This window comes from Flavobacterium ginsengiterrae, assembly GCF_039539785.1.
GTDB classification, from domain to species: domain Bacteria; phylum Bacteroidota; class Bacteroidia; order Flavobacteriales; family Flavobacteriaceae; genus Flavobacterium; species Flavobacterium ginsengiterrae.
Window position 1 is genome coordinate 935,894 of record NZ_BAABDU010000003.1, and the last position, 18,920, is coordinate 954,813.

Annotated in this window: 16 protein-coding genes; 7 read left to right on the top strand and 9 right to left on the bottom strand. The window is 33.3% G+C overall.

Features of this window, described 5'->3' with window-relative positions:
* Window positions 1-33: 33 nt before the first annotated feature.
* The 4 genes from ABD859_RS06935 to ABD859_RS06950 form a co-directional block, all read right to left on the bottom strand.
* Window positions 34-1,029, bottom strand: a complete 996-nt coding sequence (locus ABD859_RS06935; protein WP_345142072.1) for a Gfo/Idh/MocA family protein — start codon at window positions 1,027-1,029, stop codon at window positions 34-36.
* A gap of 209 nt (window positions 1,030-1,238) precedes the next feature.
* Entirely contained in the window at window positions 1,239-3,347 is a 2,109-nt protein-coding gene (locus ABD859_RS06940) for a prolyl oligopeptidase family serine peptidase (RefSeq protein ID WP_345142074.1), read from the bottom strand.
* A gap of 252 nt (window positions 3,348-3,599) precedes the next feature.
* Window positions 3,600-5,807 carry a TonB-dependent receptor gene (locus ABD859_RS06945; RefSeq protein WP_345142078.1) on the bottom strand — a complete coding sequence of 736 codons (2,208 nt, stop codon included), beginning with the start codon at window positions 5,805-5,807 and terminating at the stop codon, window positions 3,600-3,602.
* Window positions 5,808-5,966: 159 nt separating this feature from the next.
* Entirely contained in the window at window positions 5,967-6,320 is a 354-nt protein-coding gene (locus ABD859_RS06950; RefSeq protein ID WP_345142080.1) for a hypothetical protein, read from the bottom strand.
* A 223-nt stretch (window positions 6,321-6,543) separates the two neighbouring features.
* Between ABD859_RS06950 and ABD859_RS06955 the strand changes: the two genes are divergently transcribed.
* The gene (locus ABD859_RS06955; protein ID WP_345142083.1) at window positions 6,544-7,254 is read left to right on the top strand and encodes a porin family protein; all 711 of its coding nucleotides are present in this window, start codon (window positions 6,544-6,546) and stop codon (window positions 7,252-7,254) included.
* Here ABD859_RS06955 and ABD859_RS06960 read toward each other — a convergent pair.
* Complete coding sequence (locus tag ABD859_RS06960; RefSeq protein WP_345142086.1) at window positions 7,249-7,854, bottom strand: hypothetical protein; 606 nt, start codon at window positions 7,852-7,854, stop codon at window positions 7,249-7,251. The genes ABD859_RS06955 and ABD859_RS06960 overlap by 6 nt on opposite strands.
* 231 nt (window positions 7,855-8,085) lie before the next feature.
* Here ABD859_RS06960 and ABD859_RS06965 point away from each other — a divergent pair, with 231 nt between their 5' ends.
* The 5 genes from ABD859_RS06965 to ABD859_RS06985 all read left to right on the top strand — a co-directional run bounded on the left by ABD859_RS06965 (window position 8,086) and on the right by ABD859_RS06985 (window position 14,103).
* Window positions 8,086-10,554 (top strand): bifunctional UDP-N-acetylmuramoyl-tripeptide:D-alanyl-D-alanine ligase/alanine racemase, encoded by a 2,469-nt coding sequence (locus ABD859_RS06965; protein WP_345142088.1) that lies wholly within the window; start codon window positions 8,086-8,088, stop codon window positions 10,552-10,554.
* A gap of 68 nt (window positions 10,555-10,622) precedes the next feature.
* Window positions 10,623-11,006: a large conductance mechanosensitive channel protein MscL gene (gene mscL, locus ABD859_RS06970; RefSeq protein ID WP_345142090.1), complete on the top strand. Its 384-nt coding sequence runs from the start codon at window positions 10,623-10,625 to the stop codon at window positions 11,004-11,006.
* A gap of 174 nt (window positions 11,007-11,180) precedes the next feature.
* Window positions 11,181-12,170 (top strand): aspartate-semialdehyde dehydrogenase, encoded by a 990-nt coding sequence (locus tag ABD859_RS06975; RefSeq protein ID WP_345142094.1) that lies wholly within the window; start codon window positions 11,181-11,183, stop codon window positions 12,168-12,170.
* Between the two features lie 144 nt (window positions 12,171-12,314).
* Entirely contained in the window at window positions 12,315-13,187 is an 873-nt protein-coding gene (locus ABD859_RS06980; protein ID WP_345142097.1) for a YwqG family protein, read from the top strand.
* 262 nt (window positions 13,188-13,449) lie between these two features.
* On the top strand, window positions 13,450-14,103 hold the full coding sequence (locus tag ABD859_RS06985) for a hypothetical protein (protein ID WP_345142099.1): 654 nt from the start codon (window positions 13,450-13,452) through the stop codon (window positions 14,101-14,103).
* A gap of 160 nt (window positions 14,104-14,263) precedes the next feature.
* On the opposite strand, the gene ABD859_RS06990 is transcribed toward ABD859_RS06985, so the two are convergent.
* The 4 genes from ABD859_RS06990 to ABD859_RS07005 all read right to left on the bottom strand — a co-directional run bounded on the left by ABD859_RS06990 (window position 14,264) and on the right by ABD859_RS07005 (window position 16,854).
* Window positions 14,264-14,581 (bottom strand): 2Fe-2S iron-sulfur cluster-binding family protein, encoded by a 318-nt coding sequence (locus tag ABD859_RS06990; protein WP_091490641.1) that lies wholly within the window; start codon window positions 14,579-14,581, stop codon window positions 14,264-14,266.
* Window positions 14,582-14,638: 57 nt separating this feature from the next.
* Window positions 14,639-15,118 carry a hypothetical protein gene (locus ABD859_RS06995; RefSeq protein WP_345142102.1) on the bottom strand — a complete coding sequence of 160 codons (480 nt, stop codon included), beginning with the start codon at window positions 15,116-15,118 and terminating at the stop codon, window positions 14,639-14,641.
* 213 nt (window positions 15,119-15,331) lie between these two features.
* Complete coding sequence (locus ABD859_RS07000; protein ID WP_012023406.1) at window positions 15,332-15,571, bottom strand: NifU family protein; 240 nt, start codon at window positions 15,569-15,571, stop codon at window positions 15,332-15,334.
* A 152-nt stretch (window positions 15,572-15,723) separates the two neighbouring features.
* Window positions 15,724-16,854 carry an Mrp/NBP35 family ATP-binding protein gene (locus ABD859_RS07005; protein WP_345142106.1) on the bottom strand — a complete coding sequence of 377 codons (1,131 nt, stop codon included), beginning with the start codon at window positions 16,852-16,854 and terminating at the stop codon, window positions 15,724-15,726.
* A 403-nt stretch (window positions 16,855-17,257) separates the two neighbouring features.
* Between ABD859_RS07005 and ABD859_RS07010 the strand changes: the two genes are divergently transcribed.
* Window positions 17,258-18,874, top strand: coding sequence for a L,D-transpeptidase family protein (locus ABD859_RS07010; protein WP_345142109.1), 1,617 nt, complete (start codon window positions 17,258-17,260; stop codon window positions 18,872-18,874).
* The last annotated feature ends 46 nt before the right edge of the window (window positions 18,875-18,920 follow it).

Below are 18,920 nucleotides of genomic sequence, written 5' to 3' on the forward strand. Positions count from 1 at the left end.
TGTGGGATTCCAGTTAAAGGAAAAATAACAATATTAAGATTTAGAATTTCTAAACTCTTTTAAAACTTCATCAATAACCCAGGTTGTTCTTGCTCCGGAAGTTCCTTTTGATGGCGACACGCCCTCTTGTCCTAAAAGTTCAGCAACAACAGTTTCAATAAAAGGCTGTTGAATATGTAATGGATTCTCTATAGCAATACTTTCTTTTTCTCCATTTGCATATTGAACATGAATTGGATCATTTCCAAAAGTTGAAAAAGATATTTTTCCTTTATCGCCAACAATTTCGGTATTGTCATAACGCTCAAAACTTGCAAAATTCCAAATTCCAGATCCGTGAATTCCGTTTTCAAAAAGAAATGACATTGAAACCGAATCTTCGGCAGGATAAGCCAATAATTGAGAAGTAGCATGTCCTCGGACAGACTTTATAGGGCCTAGAACAAAATCAAGGAAATCCAAAGTATGACAGGCTAAATCAACAAAAATACCGCCTCCGGAAATATGAGGTAAAACAGTCCAAGGAAGATTAATTTCGTCATCATAACGCTCTTCAAAAGGATGGTATAAAACACAGTTTACATGTCGAATATTTCCTAATTTACCCTCGTCTATTATTTCTTTTATTTTTAAAAAACGAGGTAAAGCTCTTCTGTAATAAGCCACAAACAATGGAACATTGTGCTCTTTGCAGGCACTGATCATCTCGTTGCATTCTTCAAAAGTCAAAGCCATTGGTTTTTCAACATAAACTGGCTTTCCTGCTTTGGCACATAAAATCGTATATTCTTTATGAGAAGATGGAGGAGTAGCAATATAAACAGCGTCAACTTCGGGATCATTAATTAAATCTTCGGCTTTTGAATACCATTTCGGAACGTTGTGACGTTTGGCATAATCTTCGGCAAGAGTCGCGTCTCTGCGCATTACAGCAACTAAAGCAGAGTTTGGAATCTTCTGAAAAGCAGGTCCGCTTTTAACTTCGGTAACATTTCCGCAGCCAATAATTCCCCATTTAATAATTTTCATGGTTTAAGTTTTAGGTTTCTCAAATTTAAAAAAGGTTTGCCACGAATTACACAAATTGCACTAATTTGTTTCACGCAGATTTAAAAAGATTTAAGCAGATGCGCGCAGATTTTTTAATTAAATCAGCTCAATCTGCGTGAAAAAAAATATAGCCGCGAATTCACAAAAATAATTCGTGAATTCGCGGCTAAAAAAATTAGTTTAAAGTCTTACTTCGAAGGTAAAGCTTTAAAACCCATATTGTAAAGTGTAAACGCTTGAATGTCTACGTTTTCTTGTATTGTCGCAGCGACAGATTTTCCTGCGCCATGACCTGCTTTTACGTCAATTCTAATTAAAACCGGATTTTCTCCTGCTTGTTTGTCTTGTAATTCTGCAGCAAATTTAAAACTGTGAGCAGGAACAACACGGTCATCATGATCACCTGTAGTTACCATTGTCGCTGGATAACTTGTTCCTTTTTTAACGTTTTGAACCGGCGAATATCCTTTTAAGTATTCAAACATTTCTTTGCTGTCCTGAGCAGTTCCGTAATCGTAAGCCCATCCTGCGCCAGCTGTAAAAGTATGGTAACGCAGCATGTCCATTACACCAACAGCAGGTAAAGCTACTTTCATTAAATCAGGACGCTGTGTCATAGTTGCACCTACTAATAAACCTCCGTTCGATCCTCCGCGAATAGCTAAATAATCAGATGAAGTATATTTTTGAGCGATTAAATATTCTGCAGCGGCGATAAAATCATCAAATACATTTTGTTTTTGAAGTTTTGTTCCTGCATCATGCCATTTTTTTCCGTATTCACCGCCTCCTCTAAGATTGGCAACAGCATAAACACCGCCATTTTCTAACCAAACTGCATTTGCAATGCTGAAAGCAGGAGTTAAACTGATATTGAATCCGCCGTAACCGTAAAGGATTGTTGGGTTTTTACCGTCTAGTTTAGTTCCTTTTTTATACGTAATAATCATTGGGATTTTTGTTCCGTCTTTTGAAGTATAGAAAACTTGTTTAGACTCGTAATCTTCACTTTTAAAATCAACTTTTGGTTTTTGATAAATTTCTGATTTGCCGGATTTTGGCTCAAAAGAATAAATACTTCCAGGAGTTGTATAGTTGGTAAAGCTGTAATATAGAATTTTTTCGTTCTTTTTTCCGCCAAATCCGCCAGCAGTTCCAACAGCCGGAAGTTTGATTTCACGAACTAATTTTCCGTTGTAATCATATTGTTGTACCAGCGAAACGGCATCTTTAGTATAATTGGCAAAAAAGTAACCTGCACCGGTAGAAGGAGATAAAACATTTGCTGTTTCTTTAATAAAATCTTTCCAGTTTTCAGGTTTAGGATTTGCAGCATCTACAGTAACCACGCGTCCGTTTGGAGCATTATAATCTGTTTCGATAAACAGTTTGCTTCCTTCGTTTTTGATAATATTATTTGCTGTATTAAAATTGTCAACAATAGTAACAATCGGGCTGTTAGGTTTTGTTAAGTCTTTAATATAAAGCTCATTTCCATAAGTCGAATTTGCAGCTGTAATTACAAGATACTTGTTGTCTTCGGTTACATAACCGCCCACATATCTTCTTTTTTGATCGGCACCAAAAATTACTTTATCATCTTTTTGAGAAGTTCCCAGTTTGTGGAAATACAATTTGTGCTGATCTGTTTTAGCAGATAGTTCGCTTCCTTTTGGTTTGTCATAACTAGAGTAATAAAAACCTTCATTTCCGTGCCATGAAATCCCGCTGAATTTTACATCAACAAGAGTATCTTCTAAAACCTTTTTAGAAACAGCATCAATAATAATAACTTTTCTCCAGTCGCTTCCGCCTTCAGAAATTGCATAAGCTGCTTTGTTTCCATCTTTAGAAAAATCTAATCCGCCAAGAGAAGTCGTTCCGTCTTTAGAAAATGTGTTGGGATCAAGAAAAACCTCTTCTTTTCCATTTTGATCTTTTCTGTAAACCACAGACTGATTTTGTAGTCCGTTGTTTTTAGAATAGTAAGTGTAATTTCCTTCTTTATGCGGAGCACCAATTTTTTCGTAGTTCCAAAGTTTTTCCATTCGCTTTTTAAGTTCTTCACGAAACGGAATTTTATCTAAATAAGCATATGTAACTTCGTTTTCTGCTTTTACCCACGCACCAGTTTCGGCAGATTTATCATCTTCTAACCAACGGTAGGGATCGTTTACTTTAGTTTCAAAATAAGTGTCAACAGTTTCACCTTTTTTGGTTTGCGGGTATTGAATTTTATTTTGTCCAAAAGAAATTCCTGCAGTTGTAATGGCCATTAATAAAAATGTTTTTTTCATAGTTAGTTTATATTCTGTGTGTAACAAAAATAGTACTTTTTGTGAGATCTGAGAATTTAACCGCAAAGAACGCAAGGCTCGTAAAGTTTTAATCTCGCAAAGACGCGAAGTCGCAAAGAAATTTAAAAAAACTTTGCGTCTCTGAGCCTTTGCGAGATTTTTAAATTATAGATATTTCATGATCACAAGACTGAATAAACCTTTGCGAACTTTGCGAAAAATCCTTGCGTTCTTTGCGGTTAAACAAAAATCTTATAAGTTGAAATTAACTCCCAAAACGATATTTCTTCCAATATTTGGAATACCGTCTGTTTTTAATCTTGAAAGGTGGGCAATGTATTTTTTATCGAATAGATTGTTTCCGTTCAAGTTTACATCAAACGCATGTTTCCCTAGTTTTACAGTACCGCCAAAACCAAGATTTACCAAAGTATAACCTTTAGAAGCCGTTTCAAAACCGCTTACGTTATCCTGGCTGAAAGTTGACGAAACATTTAAAGAAGCAAAACCTTCGCTTAACCAGTTTTTGATATTAAATTCAGTTCTTAATGTATTATTCCAGTTGTTTGCGGGAATCAGCGGCAGATAATCTTTATTGTCTTTTTTCCCTGTAACGGTTTCAAAACTAGTTTCAAAATGTAACCAGTCTAATGGGTGAGGGTGAAAATGAAGACCAACTTCACCACCATACAATTGTGCGTTATCCTGAACATAAGCAAAAACATCATTATCTTCAAGAACTTCTCCGGTTGGCGAAGTGTAGATATAATTGTTTACGTGATTGTAGAATCCGTTAACAAAGAATTCAAAATGTGTGTTTTTGTATTCTAAGTTCAAATCTGTTTGAACATTTTGTTCTGTTTTTAAATTAGCATTTCCAATTTCGTAACGATTTGTTCCTTCGTGAACTCCGTTTGAAGTTAACTCTGCTAAGTTTGGCGCTCTAAATCCGGTCGCTACATTTAAACGAAGCGTAAACGGTTCTGCTAATTTTGTTTTATATCCTAAGGAAGCATTAAAACTGTCAAAAGATCGGTCTAAAGCCTGGAAATAACCTTCTTCACCTTCAGTTCCGTGTGCAATAGAATTTACATTTCTGTTATCAAAACGTAATCCTGCCTGAATAACGCTGTTATTCCATTCGTAGTTGGCAGTTCCAAAAACACCAAAATCATTCGTTGTGGCATCTGGAATCAAGTATTCTTCACCAGAATTTTTATTCGTTTGGTGCATTCCCTGAACTCCCAAAATAGTTTCGATTTTTCCGAATTTAGGAAAATGATATTTTGCGTTATAATTAAAAGTGTTCAGTTTCATGTGTAAAGAAGCTTCATTGCTGTCTTCAAACTCACTTCGGTCATTAGAAATATATCCTAAATCAACATCAAGTTTTGAGTTTTCAAAAAATACGGTATTGTTTAAACTCAATAAATGATTAAAAATTCCCTGTCTTGGAAATTGCGTGTCTTTACTTGATGATTGTTCAGCGATTCCATCTTCCGGAATTCCAATATCCAGTTTGTTGTAGTTGTATCTTAAAACGCTTGAAAAAGTTGAGTTGCTGTATCCAATTCCGGTTTTAAAATCAGTTTCGTTGTAGCGTGAATTTGTTACACGATCACCATCGGCAATTTTGTAATCAGAATGTGTATTGTAGCTTCCGCGGGCTAAGAATTTCCAGTTATCTGTAGATGTTTTTAAACCAATAGAAGAATTACTTCCTTGTGTATTGGTAAAATATTTTTGACTGAAATTGGCTTTAAAAGTTCCTGCATCGGCAAATTTTTCAGGATTAAAATACAAAACCCCTCCCAAAGCATCAGAACCATATAATAATGAAGCCGGACCTTTAATAACTTCTACGCTTTCAATTCCTGCATCGTTTAAACCCAAACCATGTTCGTCTCCAAACTGCTGATTTTCGATACGAACTCCTTGTGAATAAACCAAAACACGATTGCCGCTAAGTCCGCGGATTACCGGTTTTCCAATAGAAGTTCCGGTAGAAATCTGCGAAACTCCGGGAATCGTTGCTAAACCTTCAATTAAAGTTGAAGTTCCTTTTTGCTGTAATGTTTTAATGCTTTCATGCTCAATTTTCATTACGTTTTGCGATTGCAGTTTGTTAAACGGAGTAGAAACCACTACCTCGTCCATTTCTAAAATCGATTCTTCAAGAGTAATATCTAAAACGTTCTGCTTTAATAATTTTGCGATAGTTTTATTTTGATTGGCATATCCAACATACGTAAAAGCAATACGAAGGCTTCCGTTTGGAAGATTGTTTAATTCATATTTTCCGTTGGCATCTGTTGTCGTTCCTTTGTGTAATTCAGGGGCATAAACAGAAACGCCCGGTAGTGCATTGTTTTGATTATCGGTTACTGTTCCTGAAACCGAATTTTGAGCAGAAAGTATGCCCGAAAACCCTAAAATTAGGGCAATTATGTATTTTTTCATTTGAAAAATGCTATAGTTAAATTTTGATTTTTTCCCTTTTAAATGAAAATATAAAACCAACAGCAAAGCATTCTGATCCTAAATATAAAAAATAGGATTAGGAAACTCAATGTGGTTTTGAATTTTAGTTTAAAAAGAAATTGGATTTTTTAATGGTGCTTACGAAACTATAGCTGCAGGCGGACCCCGTAACAGATACGAAGGTTTTGAAATAGAGTAAATTTTTTCAGACAGCGGTAAAAAATAAGGAATATGGCTGTCTAAAGAATGAAATTGAAAAGAAAAACTATCTGGAACAATGAAACTTTCAAAAGCAAAATTACATACAAAACAAACATCGTAATTATGATGCTGATGCGTGATTTCGCCATTAGGATCTTTATAATCGTGATGACATTGTTTTTCTGAAAGCTGTTTTAAAATATGCTCATAACTGTGTATTGACTGAAACAATATTGAGAACAATACTGTTACAGCAAATGAAAAACTTAATATGAGCTGTTTTTTCTTCATGAACAGCAAAGGTATAAAAGATCACACAAATACAAACCTGTTTTTTCAATTCTGCTGCATAATCTTTGAAAAAAGCGCAGTAAAACCAATTATTCATAATCAAAAAAAGAATAATTGTTTTCTAATCGCATCCAGAACTGGCATTATATTATATTTGTATGTGAAATAAATTGATTCTCATAAACGTTTATTTTATTCATCTCTTTTAAAACCAAAAAAATATATGCGATTACTTTTTAGCTGTTTGTTTTTAGTTTCGTTTTTGAATGCTTTTGCTCAGCAGGATGTAAAAACAGAAGTGAAACCGCCTATAATTAAAATAGATTCTTTGTATAGAGAAGACCAGTTTTATTTCTCTGTAACTTATAATATGTTTACTGATATTCCGCAAAAATTTAAGCAAAACAAATTTTCTCTTGGACTTTCGGGAGGAATTCTGCGAGATATGCCTGTCAATAAATCAAGAACTGTTGCTATTGCTGCAGGTTTAGGATTAAGTTATCAAAACTATTATCAAAATTTTGCGGTTTCAAAAGACGGAACCGGAAACGTAGTATATAATGTTGTCGATGCCGGAGAAATTGTTTCAAATCGTTACCGACAATATTCTGTCGATCTGCCAATCGAATTTAGATGGCGTAATTCTACTTACGAAAGCACCAAATTCTGGAGGATTTACGCAGGTGTAAAATTGAGCTATCTGTTCTCAAATACTTCTATTTTAGACGATGGAGAAACGACTTACAGGATAAATAATAACGATGCAATTAATAAATTTCAATACGGACCGTATCTTTCTGCCGGATACAATACCTGGAATTTGTACTTATATTACGGATTAAGTCCGCTGTTTAAAGACGGCACCACTACATTAAACGGTGAAAAAGTGAGTATGAAAACGCTAAACGCCGGATTGATTTTTTATATTTTATAACCACAAATATAAAAACAAAACCTGTGGTAAAACACCTATAAACAGTCCAATAAGGAGTTCTCTTGGTGTATGCGCATTCATTTCTAATCGGGATGAAGCGATAATACCACTCATTAAAATTAAAAATGCTCCCCAATACGGATTATGCATTTGCAAATGCATATTTAAGCCCACTGCAAAAATTGTAAAACCACTGATTGCGACCATGTGAAGACTTGCTTTTATTTTAAAAAGTGAACATACCAAAGCCAGAATGGTACTAAACAATGCGCCCAGAAAAAAGAAATGAAGTTCTGGATAACGCATAATAACAATGCTTCTTTTTACCAGCAGAATATATAAAAAACACTGTAAAATAAGCGGAATCCTGCGTTGTGAATTTTCAGGAAGCATCATCGATTTTACATGTCCGGTAGAACGCAGCAGCATAAAGAACAAAATGGGAACAATAATCGTTATGACCAAAATCTGAAACAAAACAAAATATTTTTCCTGCGTAGTAAAAATATCTTCCTTATAAAACAGATAAAACAACGTCGCGTACATCGATATAAAAATCGGATGAAAAATATAGGAGAATAGTGGAAGTATTTTTTTCAAAACGTAATTTTTGTGGTATTAAACAAATATAAACAATTAATGCTTTTTGAAATTAATTGAAAAAACTTTCACAAATTTTTAGTACATTTTTATTCTGTCATTTTTAGAATCTAAATGTAATAATTTGTGTAATTCGCGTCAGACTCCTTTTTTTATTTAACAATAAATTCCAAAATATTCCTGCCATTCGTGGCAAACCTTTTTTTAAATTTGACAAAAAGAATTTTCTAAATGAGCATAAATTTAAAAAGCCTGATCCCTGTTTTTAATGCACAATGGACAGGCTCTGATACTGATATTTTTGTCGACCATATTTCGATAGACAGCCGTTCTTTACAAAACGGATCTGAAACTTTGTTTATTGCCCTTTCCGGAGCCAATAACGACGCTCATTTATACATTTCTGAACTTATAGAAAAAGGCGTTCAGAATTTTGTTGTGCAGTATATTCCCGAAAATGTAAAAGGAAAAGCCAATTTTTTAGTGGTAGAAAACACGCTCAAAGCACTTCAGGAATTAGCAGGGTATTATCGTGATTTATTCCATTTTCCTATCATTGGTTTAACCGGAAGCAACGGAAAAACGATTGTAAAAGAATGGCTTAACTTTTTGCTGAGTCCGGATTACAACATTATTCGAAGCCCAAAAAGTTATAATTCGCAGGTTGGCGTACCGCTTTCTGTAATTGCTATAAATGAAAAACATAATCTGGGAATTTTCGAGGCAGGTATTTCGACAGTAAACGAAATGACAAATCTTGAAAAAATCATCAAACCAAATATTGGCGTTCTAACCAGTATTGGCTCTGCACATGATGAAGGATTTGAAAATCTCGAACAAAAAATAAAAGAGAAATTATTGCTTTTTAAAAAGTCGTCGGTTATTATTTATCAAAAAAATGAGTTGGTAAATAAATGTCTTTCCGATTTTAAAGCTGAGTTCCCGCTCGAAAACAGAACATTATTTTCCTGGAGTTTTACAGATGCTTCTGCTGACGTTTTTATTCTGAAAAAAGAAACCAAAAACGATTCAACAGAAATCAAATATCAGTATAAAGATGAAATTTTCAATTTAGAAATTCCGTTCAGCGATTCGGCTTCTATAGAAAATGCTATTTCCTGTTTGTTGGTTTTATTGGAGTTTAAATATGATTCTGATGTAATTCAAAATCGTGTCAAAATGCTCTATCCGGTAGAAATGCGTCTTGAAGTTAAAAACGGAATCCACAATTGCAGTTTAATCGACGATAGTTACAGTTCCGATTTTCAATCGCTTAAAATTGCACTCGATTTTCTGGAAAGCCAAAAAACAAATGCTTCAAAAACGGTTATTCTTTCAGATATTTTTCAAAGCGGATTTTCTAACGAAGAATTATATTCTAAAGTTGCTCAGCTTATTTCAGATAACAAAATCAATAGAGTAATTGGTATTGGGCCAACAATTTCTTCTTTTGCGGCCAAATTTGCCAATAGCACAATGTTTCAAAATACTGCCGATTTTATTAGAGAAATAGAAAAGTTTGATTTTAATAATGAAACTATTTTGATAAAAGGAGCACGAACATTTCAGTTTGAAGACATTGTTTCGCTTCTTGAAGAAAAAACGCACGAAACCGTTCTGGAGATTAATCTCGATGCCATTAATCACAACTTAAATTACTATAAATCGAAATTAGCCAATGATGTAAAAATCATGGTAATGGTAAAAGCATTTGGTTACGGAAACGGCGGGCTGGAAATTGCAAAACTTCTTGAGCATAATAAAGTAAATTATTTAGGCGTGGCTTTCGCCGATGAAGGAATTGCACTAAAAAGCGGCGGTATAAAACTGCCTATAATGGTTTTAAATCCAGAATCGACAAGTTTTCCATCGATAATTCAATATAAACTTGAACCGGAAATTTACAGCATAAAAGGACTAAATGCATTTTTGAAAATTGCACGTGAAAAGAACTTAAAAGATTATCCAATTCATATTAAAATGGATACAGGAATGCATCGTTTAGGTTTTGAAAACAATACGATTGACGAATTAATTGCAACTCTAAAAGGAAATTCAACAGTTCGTGTACAAAGTATTTTATCGCATTTGGCAACAAGCGATGATCCTAAACATTTTGATTTTGTGAGACAGCAGATTTCTTTATTCGAAAAACTGTCTTCAAAACTAATGTCAGAACTAAATATAAACCCAATTCGTCATATTTTAAACACATCCGGAATTAGTAATTTTCCAGAGGCACAATTCAATATGGTGCGATTAGGAATTGGTTTATATGGTGTTTCAAATGATCCTTCAGAACAAAAATATCTGGAGAATGTAGGAACGTTAAAATCTATTATTTCTCAGGTTCGTACCATTCCGGCTGGCGACAGCGTAGGTTATGGGCGTCGTTTTATGGCTGAGAAAGAAACCAAAATTGCTACAATACCAATTGGTTATGCCGATGGAATTTCTAGATTATGGGGCAATGAAGTGGGTTATGTAATGATTAAAAACCAAAAAGCAAAAATCGTAGGAAGTGTATGTATGGATATGCTTATGGTTAATGTAAGTCATATCGATTGTAAAGAAGGAGATTCGGTAATTATTTTCGGCGAAAGCCCAACTGTAATTGAAATGGCCGAAGCTTTAAAAACAATTCCGTATGAAATCATGACTAGTATTTCGCAAAGAGTAAAACGTGTATTTTTTAGATAAAGCACGGGATTTTAAGGAAAATTACGTATTTTAGATATTCATTTAATGTAAAACTAAACAAATCAGATATGGGATTTTTTTCAGAATTTAAGGCATTTGCAATGAAAGGCAACGTAGTTGACCTTGCCGTTGCTGTAATTATAGGAGCTGCTTTTGGTAAAATTGTAAGTTCATTCATTGAAGACGTAATTACACCTTTGGTATTAAAGCCAGCTCTAGAAGCAGCGCATTTAGAAAAAATTCAGGATCTTACGGCATTTGGAGGTGTAAAGTACGGTCTGTTTCTTTCGGCTGTAATTAATTTTATCATTGTGGCATTTGTTTTATTTCTTGTTATTAAAGGAATGAACAGTCTTAAAAAGAAAGAAGAGCCAGCACCGAATCAACCAGCTGCGCCAACTCAGGAAGAACTTCTTACGCAGATTAGAGATCTTTTGAAAAATAAACAATAATACAATATACCGCTACACTAAGTCTAACTTAACCGCCTTTTAACGAGGCGGTTTTTTTACAAAATGTTTAAATTATAACATTTTGTTATTTTTTGTGAATCGCCTTGTCAAAAGTTTTATATTACTTATTTTTGCTATACAAATTAGATTAATTGATTATTTAAAAATATAAAAATGAGAATTGCAGTTGTAGGTGCTACCGGAATGGTTGGCGAAGTAATGCTTAAAGTTTTAGCAGAAAGAAATTTTCCTGTTACAGAATTAATCCCTGTTGCATCTGAAAGATCAGTAGGAAAAGAAATCGAATACAAAGGAACCAAATATAAAGTAGTAGGATTACAAACGGCTGTTGATATGAAAGCAGATATCGCTGTTTTCTCTGCCGGAGGAGATACATCTTTAGAATGGGCTCCAAAATTTGCTGCTGCCGGAACAACTGTAATTGATAACTCTTCGGCATGGAGAATGGACCCGACTAAAAAATTAGTAGTTCCAGAAATCAATGCTGATGTTTTGACAAGAGAAGATAAAATTATTGCAAACCCAAACTGTTCTACAATTCAAATGGTTTTGGCGTTGTCTCCATTGCATAAAAAATACAACATTAAAAGAATCATTGTTTCTACTTACCAATCTATTACAGGAACTGGTGTAAAAGCGGTAAAACAATTAGAAAACGAATATGCAGGAGTTCAGGGCGATATGGCTTACAAATATCCAATCCATAGAAACGCAATTCCTCACTGCGACAGTTTTGAAGAAAACGGATACACTAAAGAAGAAATGAAATTAGTTCGCGAAACTCAAAAAATTCTTGGTGATAACACGATTAGAGTTACAGCAACTGCGGTTCGTGTACCAGTTGTAGGCGGACATAGCGAAGCCGTAAACGTTGAGTTTACAAACGATTTTGATGTAAACGAAGTTCGTGAAATCCTTCATAATACAGATGGAGTAGTGGTACAGGATAATTTAGATACATTTACATACCCAATGCCATTATATGCAGAAGGTAAAAATGATGTTTTTGTTGGAAGAATCCGCCGTGACGAAAGCCAGCCAAATACATTAAACATGTGGATTGTTGCTGATAACCTAAGAAAAGGTGCTGCGACAAACACGATTCAAATTGCTGAATATTTAATTAAAGCAGGTTTGGTATAATTGAGAGATTAATTAAAATTGTTATAAAGAGAAAACCGTAATTGCAGTAAAACGTAATTACGGTTTTTTTGTGGTTTATAAATGGCTTATCTTGATATATTTATGATGTTTTTGAGCTATGTGTAAGTTTGCAAAAATCTATTTTTGAGAAAAAATATTATGGATGTAAAAGAAATAAAAGAATTGTTTGACAGAAATGGACTTTCTAAATTTTGGAATATTGCTGAATCTAAGATAAAAAACGCAATAAATGTTTATCTGGAAAAAGCATATGAAAATGATATTTTTATTGGACAGTCAAAAATTGGCGGCTGTCCTGATTTGCCAAAAGAGATAGATTGGTTTAAGTTTAAAGAAAAACCCATGTCATTTGTGGCTCAAATTAATTTAGCAGAAATAAAAGCTTTTGATTTAGATAACAAATTGCCTAATGAAGGTATTTTATATTTCTTTTATGATGCAGAGCAGTCAACATGGGGATTTGACCCAAAAGACAAAGATTGTTCTAAAGTTTATTTTTACAAAGGTAGTTTAGAAAATCTGGAACGAAAAAAAAGACCTGCAGATTTGGAAGATTATCATGGTTTTTACAGTTGCAAATTAAATTTTCAAAACACCTTTAATCTTCCAGATTATTTTAGCAATCTAATGGAAGGAATTGAAATGAATGAGGACGATACAGAAAAATATTTTAAAATAAAAGAAGAAATAAAGCAAGGAGAAATCATCAATAAAATACTTGGACATTCTGATAATATTCAGGGTGGAATGGAATTAGAGTGCGAATTAGTTACAAATGGACTATACTGTGGTAATCAATCAGGGTATGATGATTCAAACGCAGCAGATTTAGCTAAAAATGTAGATTCTTGGAACTTACTTTTTCAAATTGACAGTAATGAAGATGAAGCAGGAATGATGTGGGGTGATTGTGGACGTTTGTATTTCTGGATAAAAGACGACGATTTAAGAAAAGAGAAGTTTGAAAATACATGGCTTATTTTGCAATGTTGTTAAACAATATAATCCTAATTCAAGATTGATTTGCTATTAAGAGCTTAAAGAAAATTGTTATAAAGAGAAAACCGTAATTACGGTTTTTTTGTATTTATAAAATTGGCTTATTTTGATGTAATTATGTCTTTTTTAGTCTGTGTATTTAATATTTTGCTGATATTTTTGAATATTGTTTAGTTCAACGCTTTCAGCATTGGTAAAAACCTAAAAATAATAATAAGATGTCTTAAAGTAAACGATTTAGAAAGCTTAAGAATAAAAAATGAAAAATTATCCCGAAACATTATCGACTATTGAGATGGCTCAGCTTATTCGGCTAAGACCAGCAATGTATTTTGGAGATGACATTACATTAACCGGTCTGAGTAATTTTCTTTTTGGATTTAATTTAAATGTAAGGATTAAAAGCATTCCACCATTTGAACATTTCAATGTCTGGTTGCGTAGAAAATTAGAAATAGAACATAGTAGTAGTATGCATTGGCTTCATATTATTCTGGAAAAATGTAATAAAGATGAACGAAAAGCTTTTGATATTTTTTATGAACTTCTGGATGAGTTTATCCTAGTTCAGCCAATTCAAATAATTGAGACAAACTTATTAGAAAGTAATTTTAATTTTTATTATTCAAAAGGAGTTCCTTCCAGATATATTGGAGAAAAAATAATTATTGAGCCTGCTCCTTATCATATCAAATTAATAAAGTTTGATTTATATGTATGGGCATACTTTTTTGATTTTAATTATGTTGCTGGCGAAAGTAAGAAACCAATTTTCTACTCGAACTATCGAGATTTTAAAACAATAAAAAAAGCTAAAAATGATTTTAATAAATTATTTGGACACCTTGAATGGCTGCAAAAAGAGGAAAATCAAATTATAAGTGAATTTGAAGGCATAATAAAAAATAGTTAATAATATCGACTTGTGCTATTTTAATTTTATCCAAAGTTTTAAACTTAGACAAAGATAACTGCGTACAATAAACCCGACAGGTTTTTAAAACCTGTCGGGTTTAAGATATCAGTAGACATAAAAAAGGCGGGAATCAATAAATTCCCGCCTTTATTATTTTTTAATATTCAGGAGCTAATTCTAACTCCAAACCTTCTAAATCTTCTGTAATTGGTATCTGACAACCTAAACGGCTGTTAGATTTAACATAAAATGCTTCCGACAGCATGGCTTCTTCATCGTCACCCATTTCCGGTAATGCAACATCATTTAGAACATAACACTGGCAGGAAGCGCACATAGCCATTCCTCCGCAGGTTCCTTCAACAGGAAGTTCGTATGCTTTGCATAACTCCATTATATTCATTGCCATATCAGTTGGAGCCTGTAATTCGTGTATAACTCCTTCTCGATCTTTAATCTTAATTAATACATCCATTTATTATGGGGATTTATTGGCAGGATTTTATAACGTGAAAAAATCCTGGTATTTATACTAACTGGCAGGTTTAGTGCTAAATGCGTACTCCTTTCTGTTACCTTCTTTAAGGCGCATTTTTACTCCTAAAACACTGTCGCTTTTTTCAAGAATTGTAATAACTGCAATAACCGAGTAATAATCTCTATCTGATTGAAAAATTAATGTACCTTCATAAGTCGAGTTTAAAACGCCTTGTTTGTCAGTACTTGATGAAATTTTTCTTGGATTTGAAAACTGAGCAGCACTGTAAGTTGCTTTGTTTGCAAATTTCCCTTTTCCGTCAACAAAGTCGTATAGAAAATCATAGTTTCCAATACTTAAAGTTCCCGGGACATCGTTAGGATTAATCGAAAAAACAATTTTTCCCGAATATGTAAAATCCGACCATTCTTCAGATTCGCTTACCCAAGCTTTGTCAACAACAATTGTTTTATTTTGAGCGTAATTTGCTGTAACATAAAACAATAATAAAAATAGAGCGTAAAACTTTTTCATAGATTTAAGATTTAGGTTATGTCACAAATTTAAGTTAAAAACGTAACAAATAGTTAACTAAAACTCTTAAATCTTCGTATAGTTTTTTGCTAAATCCTCAAAAAACTGCAATTATTAAGCTTTTTATTGAATTTTTACAAAAGTTATTATATAAAGGCCTATTATTCTTGTTAATTCATTAAAAACAAATTGAAGGCCAAAATATCACTTTTGTTACATAATATTTACCACAGTCTCAATTTGTGGTGCATATTTTTTTATAGTCGTTTCAACTCCAGCTTTAAGTGTCATTTGATTTACACTACAGCTAATGCAGGCGCCTTCAAGACGAACTTTTACATGCTTATCATCGTCGATAGAAATTAGTGTAATGTCTCCGCCGTCTGATTTCAAAAATGGCCTGATTTCGTCAAGAGCCAATAAAACATTATTTGTTAATTCTTCTGTTGTCATAACTTTTTTAATTAGAAAATTTGTCAATTAGAAAATTAGATAACTCTTTATCCAATGATCTTCTTTTCTCATTATCTTATTTATATTAAAAATTGGTCAATTAGATAATCAGATGTGCCTGATTATCTAATTTTCTCATTATCTCAATTAATTTAATTTTTCTTCACAGCAGAGCATCCCGCCATTGTTGTAATTTTGATTGCTTCAGTAGCCGGAAGACTTTCGTTTCTGTTTACAGTTTCCTGCACTACATTTCGTGTAATTTCTTCAAAAACACTTTCGATTGGCGAAGCAGTCTGCAATGCTGCAGGACGTCCGTAATCTCCAGCTTCACGAATAGATTGTACAATAGGCACTTCTCCTAAAAATGGTACATCTAAATCTGCAGCAAGATTTTTTGCTCCTTCCTGACCAAAAATATAGTATTTGTTATTTGGCAATTCTTCTGGTGTAAAGTAAGCCATGTTTTCAATAATACCTAAAACAGGAACATTAATGTTATCCTGCATAAACATAGAAACTCCTTTTTTAGCATCAGCAAGAGCCACGGCCTGAGGTGTACTTACAACAACAGCTCCGGTAATTGGAAGCGACTGCATGATAGAAAGGTGAATATCTCCTGTTCCCGGAGGTAAATCTAAAAGCATAAAATCTAATTCTCCCCAATCAGCATCAAAAATCATTTGGTTTAATGCTTTTGCGGCCATTGGACCTCTCCAGATTACAGCCTGGCTTGGCGCTGTAAAAAATCCAATAGAAAGCATTTTAATTTCGTAGCTTTCAATAGGTTTCATTTTTGATTTTCCATCAACAGTAATCGAAACCGGTTTTTCGTTTTCAACGTCAAACATAATCGGCATAGACGGACCATAAACATCGGCATCTAAAACACCTACTTTAAAGCCCATTTTTGCAAGTGTAACGGCAAGGTTTGCTGTAACAGTTGATTTTCCAACTCCTCCTTTTCCAGAAGCAACAGCAATAATATTTTTAATTCCAGGAATAGCGCGACCTTTAATTTCTGCTTTTTCTGGTGTTTCAACTTTAATGTTTACTTTAATTTTTGCATCGGCAGATATTAATTCGTGAATTGTTTTTTTAATATCGTCTTCTGCTCTTTTTTTGATATGCATGGCAGGCGTGTGCAATACTAAATCGACAACAACTTCGTCGCCAAAAGTAAGTACGTTCGCAACCGCACCGCTTTCAACCATATTTTTCCCTTCTCCAGCTATAGTAATTGTTTCTAGAGCTTTAAGAATTTCTTTTCTATCTAATTTCATTTTGTTATGCTATATGTGTATGGAAAAAAATCAATTTAGAATTCAATGTTAATTTAAACTGATTTCAGACTGCAAAGATAACAGATTAAGTTCGGATTCAAACGCTTTTAAATTGTATTTATTGATATTAAGATTGGTCAAAATGATCAAAATGATTTTAAAAATGATATCAAAAATCAAAATACGGGTTTTAAAACCTGAACTTTTAAAGTTTTTTGATTTGAAATATTCGTATGAAATTTACTTCAATAAATGCAAAAATGTCATTTTTCTTGATTAAATTTGAGTCCCTAAATCGAAGATTTCCAAATAGTCAAAAAAGTATGAAAACTTGTTTTTGGAGCTTCTTTATGAGTTTTCGATATTTTTTTAAATAATGTTTAAAAATTTAAACTTTAAAAATATGCGAAATTTTACTTTATCTGTAATTACTGCCTGTAGTTTTTTATTGTTTTCTTTTGCTTCAGCTGGCAGTACTTTAAATCTGAAAAATGAAATCAGAGAATTTGATAATGTTTTTAAAAACAGTTCCAGAATTGTTTTAGGAACAATCGATGCGGCTTCTATAAACAGCTTTTACGCGAAATATCCCAAGCTGAAACAATATCAAAAAGATGTTGAGGATCTTTATAAAAAGAAAGAATACAAAACGATTTGGTATGATGATAAAAGCGTGAGCGAATTTGGTGCTTTACTGTATCATAAAGTTGGGCTTTTAAATGAACAGGGAATAAAAGCCAAAATGCCGTATATGGATTTGGTAGACGATGTTTTTAATGAAACGGTTTCAAACAAACTGCCGCAAAAAGATACTGAACTTCTTTTGTCTAATATGTATGTTTTTTATGCCAGTAATGTTTACTCTGGTGTTGATGCGCAGACGTTGAAAAAAATAGGCTGGTTCCTGCCTACAAAAACTATTTCTTACGACAGGATTTTAGATTCGCTTATGGGCGATCCAAGCCGACTTAATAAAGATGAAAATCTGCTTTTTGGACAATACTATAAGCTTCAGGATGCATTAAAAAGATATAGAACTATTGAAAAAAACGGACTGTGGAAAAAAATTGATATTGATGAAGCTAATTTCAAAGAATTAAAACCTTTAGACAGCGGTAAAGTGGTTCAGCAAATCAGAGAACGTTTATATGTTGTGGGAGATTTAAAAGAAAATTCAAAAAGCCAGTACTATGATCAGGAACTGATGGATGCTGTTTTGAAGTATAAAAAACGTTATGGTCTTAAATTGAATTATACGATAGACAAAGATCATATTGCTCAAATGAATGAACCTATTGGTAATAGAATCCGAACTATTATGCTTAATATGGAAAGATGCCGATGGATTCCGACTCAGCTGGCAAAAGCAGATGAATATGTTATGGTTAACATTCCTTCATTTAGATTGGTTTATGTAAAAAACGGAAAATATGATTTGGTTTCGGATGTTTTTGTGGGAACCAGAATGACTGAGACAGTAATTTTTAGCGGTAATATCGACCGAATTGTATTTAGCCCTTATTGGTATGTTCCTGCGAGCATTATAAAAAATGAACTGAAACTTAAGATGGCCGAAGATAAAAATTATCTGGCAGAGCATAATATGGAGTGGAATGGTGGTGCTGTAAGACAAAAACCGGGACCTAATAATTCGCTAGGATTAGTAAAATTTATGTTTCCTAACCCAAACGATATTTATCTGCACGACACACCCGCAAAAAGTTTGTTCGATTTTGAAAAACGTATTTTCAGCCACGGATGCATTAACGTACGAGATGCTAAACAGCTGGCAATAGAAATATTAAAAGATAATCCCGACTGGCCGGTTGATAAAATCAATAATGCTATGAGCGGAGAAAAAGAAACAACCTGCATGCTTAAAAATAAGATTCCTATTTATATAGGTTATTTTACAGCCTGGGTAAACGACGAAGGCGAAGTAGGTTTTTATCCTGATGTGTATGATCGCGATAAAAGTCTGGATAAACTCCTGTATTCAGATTCTGTAGCTTTAAAATAAAAAAGAAACCCTCGCTGGATTTTGATTTCCAACGAGGGTTTTTAAA

Bases quoted from the DNA above. Each gene is read 5' to 3' on its own strand.
- ABD859_RS06940 (WP_345142074.1), bottom strand. From the start codon at position 3,347: ATGAAAAAAACATTTTTATTAATGGCCATTACAACTGCAGGAATTTCT.
- ABD859_RS07000 (WP_012023406.1), bottom strand. From the start codon at position 15,571: ATGACAACAGAAGAATTAACAAATAATGTTTTATTGGCTCTTGACGAA.
- ABD859_RS06975 (WP_345142094.1), top strand. From the start codon at position 11,181: ATGAGAATTGCAGTTGTAGGTGCTACCGGAATGGTTGGCGAAGTAATG.
- ABD859_RS07005 (WP_345142106.1), bottom strand. From the start codon at position 16,854: ATGAAATTAGATAGAAAAGAAATTCTTAAAGCTCTAGAAACAATTACT.
- ABD859_RS06985 (WP_345142099.1), top strand. From the start codon at position 13,450: ATGAAAAATTATCCCGAAACATTATCGACTATTGAGATGGCTCAGCTT.
- ABD859_RS07010 (WP_345142109.1), top strand. From the start codon at position 17,258: ATGCGAAATTTTACTTTATCTGTAATTACTGCCTGTAGTTTTTTATTG.
- ABD859_RS06965 (WP_345142088.1), top strand. From the start codon at position 8,086: ATGAGCATAAATTTAAAAAGCCTGATCCCTGTTTTTAATGCACAATGG.
- ABD859_RS06950 (WP_345142080.1), bottom strand. From the start codon at position 6,320: ATGAAGAAAAAACAGCTCATATTAAGTTTTTCATTTGCTGTAACAGTA.
- ABD859_RS06945 (WP_345142078.1), bottom strand. From the start codon at position 5,807: ATGAAAAAATACATAATTGCCCTAATTTTAGGGTTTTCGGGCATACTT.
- mscL (WP_345142090.1), top strand. From the start codon at position 10,623: ATGGGATTTTTTTCAGAATTTAAGGCATTTGCAATGAAAGGCAACGTA.
- ABD859_RS06955 (WP_345142083.1), top strand. From the start codon at position 6,544: ATGCGATTACTTTTTAGCTGTTTGTTTTTAGTTTCGTTTTTGAATGCT.
- ABD859_RS06990 (WP_091490641.1), bottom strand. From the start codon at position 14,581: ATGGATGTATTAATTAAGATTAAAGATCGAGAAGGAGTTATACACGAA.
- ABD859_RS06995 (WP_345142102.1), bottom strand. From the start codon at position 15,118: ATGAAAAAGTTTTACGCTCTATTTTTATTATTGTTTTATGTTACAGCA.
- ABD859_RS06935 (WP_345142072.1), bottom strand. From the start codon at position 1,029: ATGAAAATTATTAAATGGGGAATTATTGGCTGCGGAAATGTTACCGAA.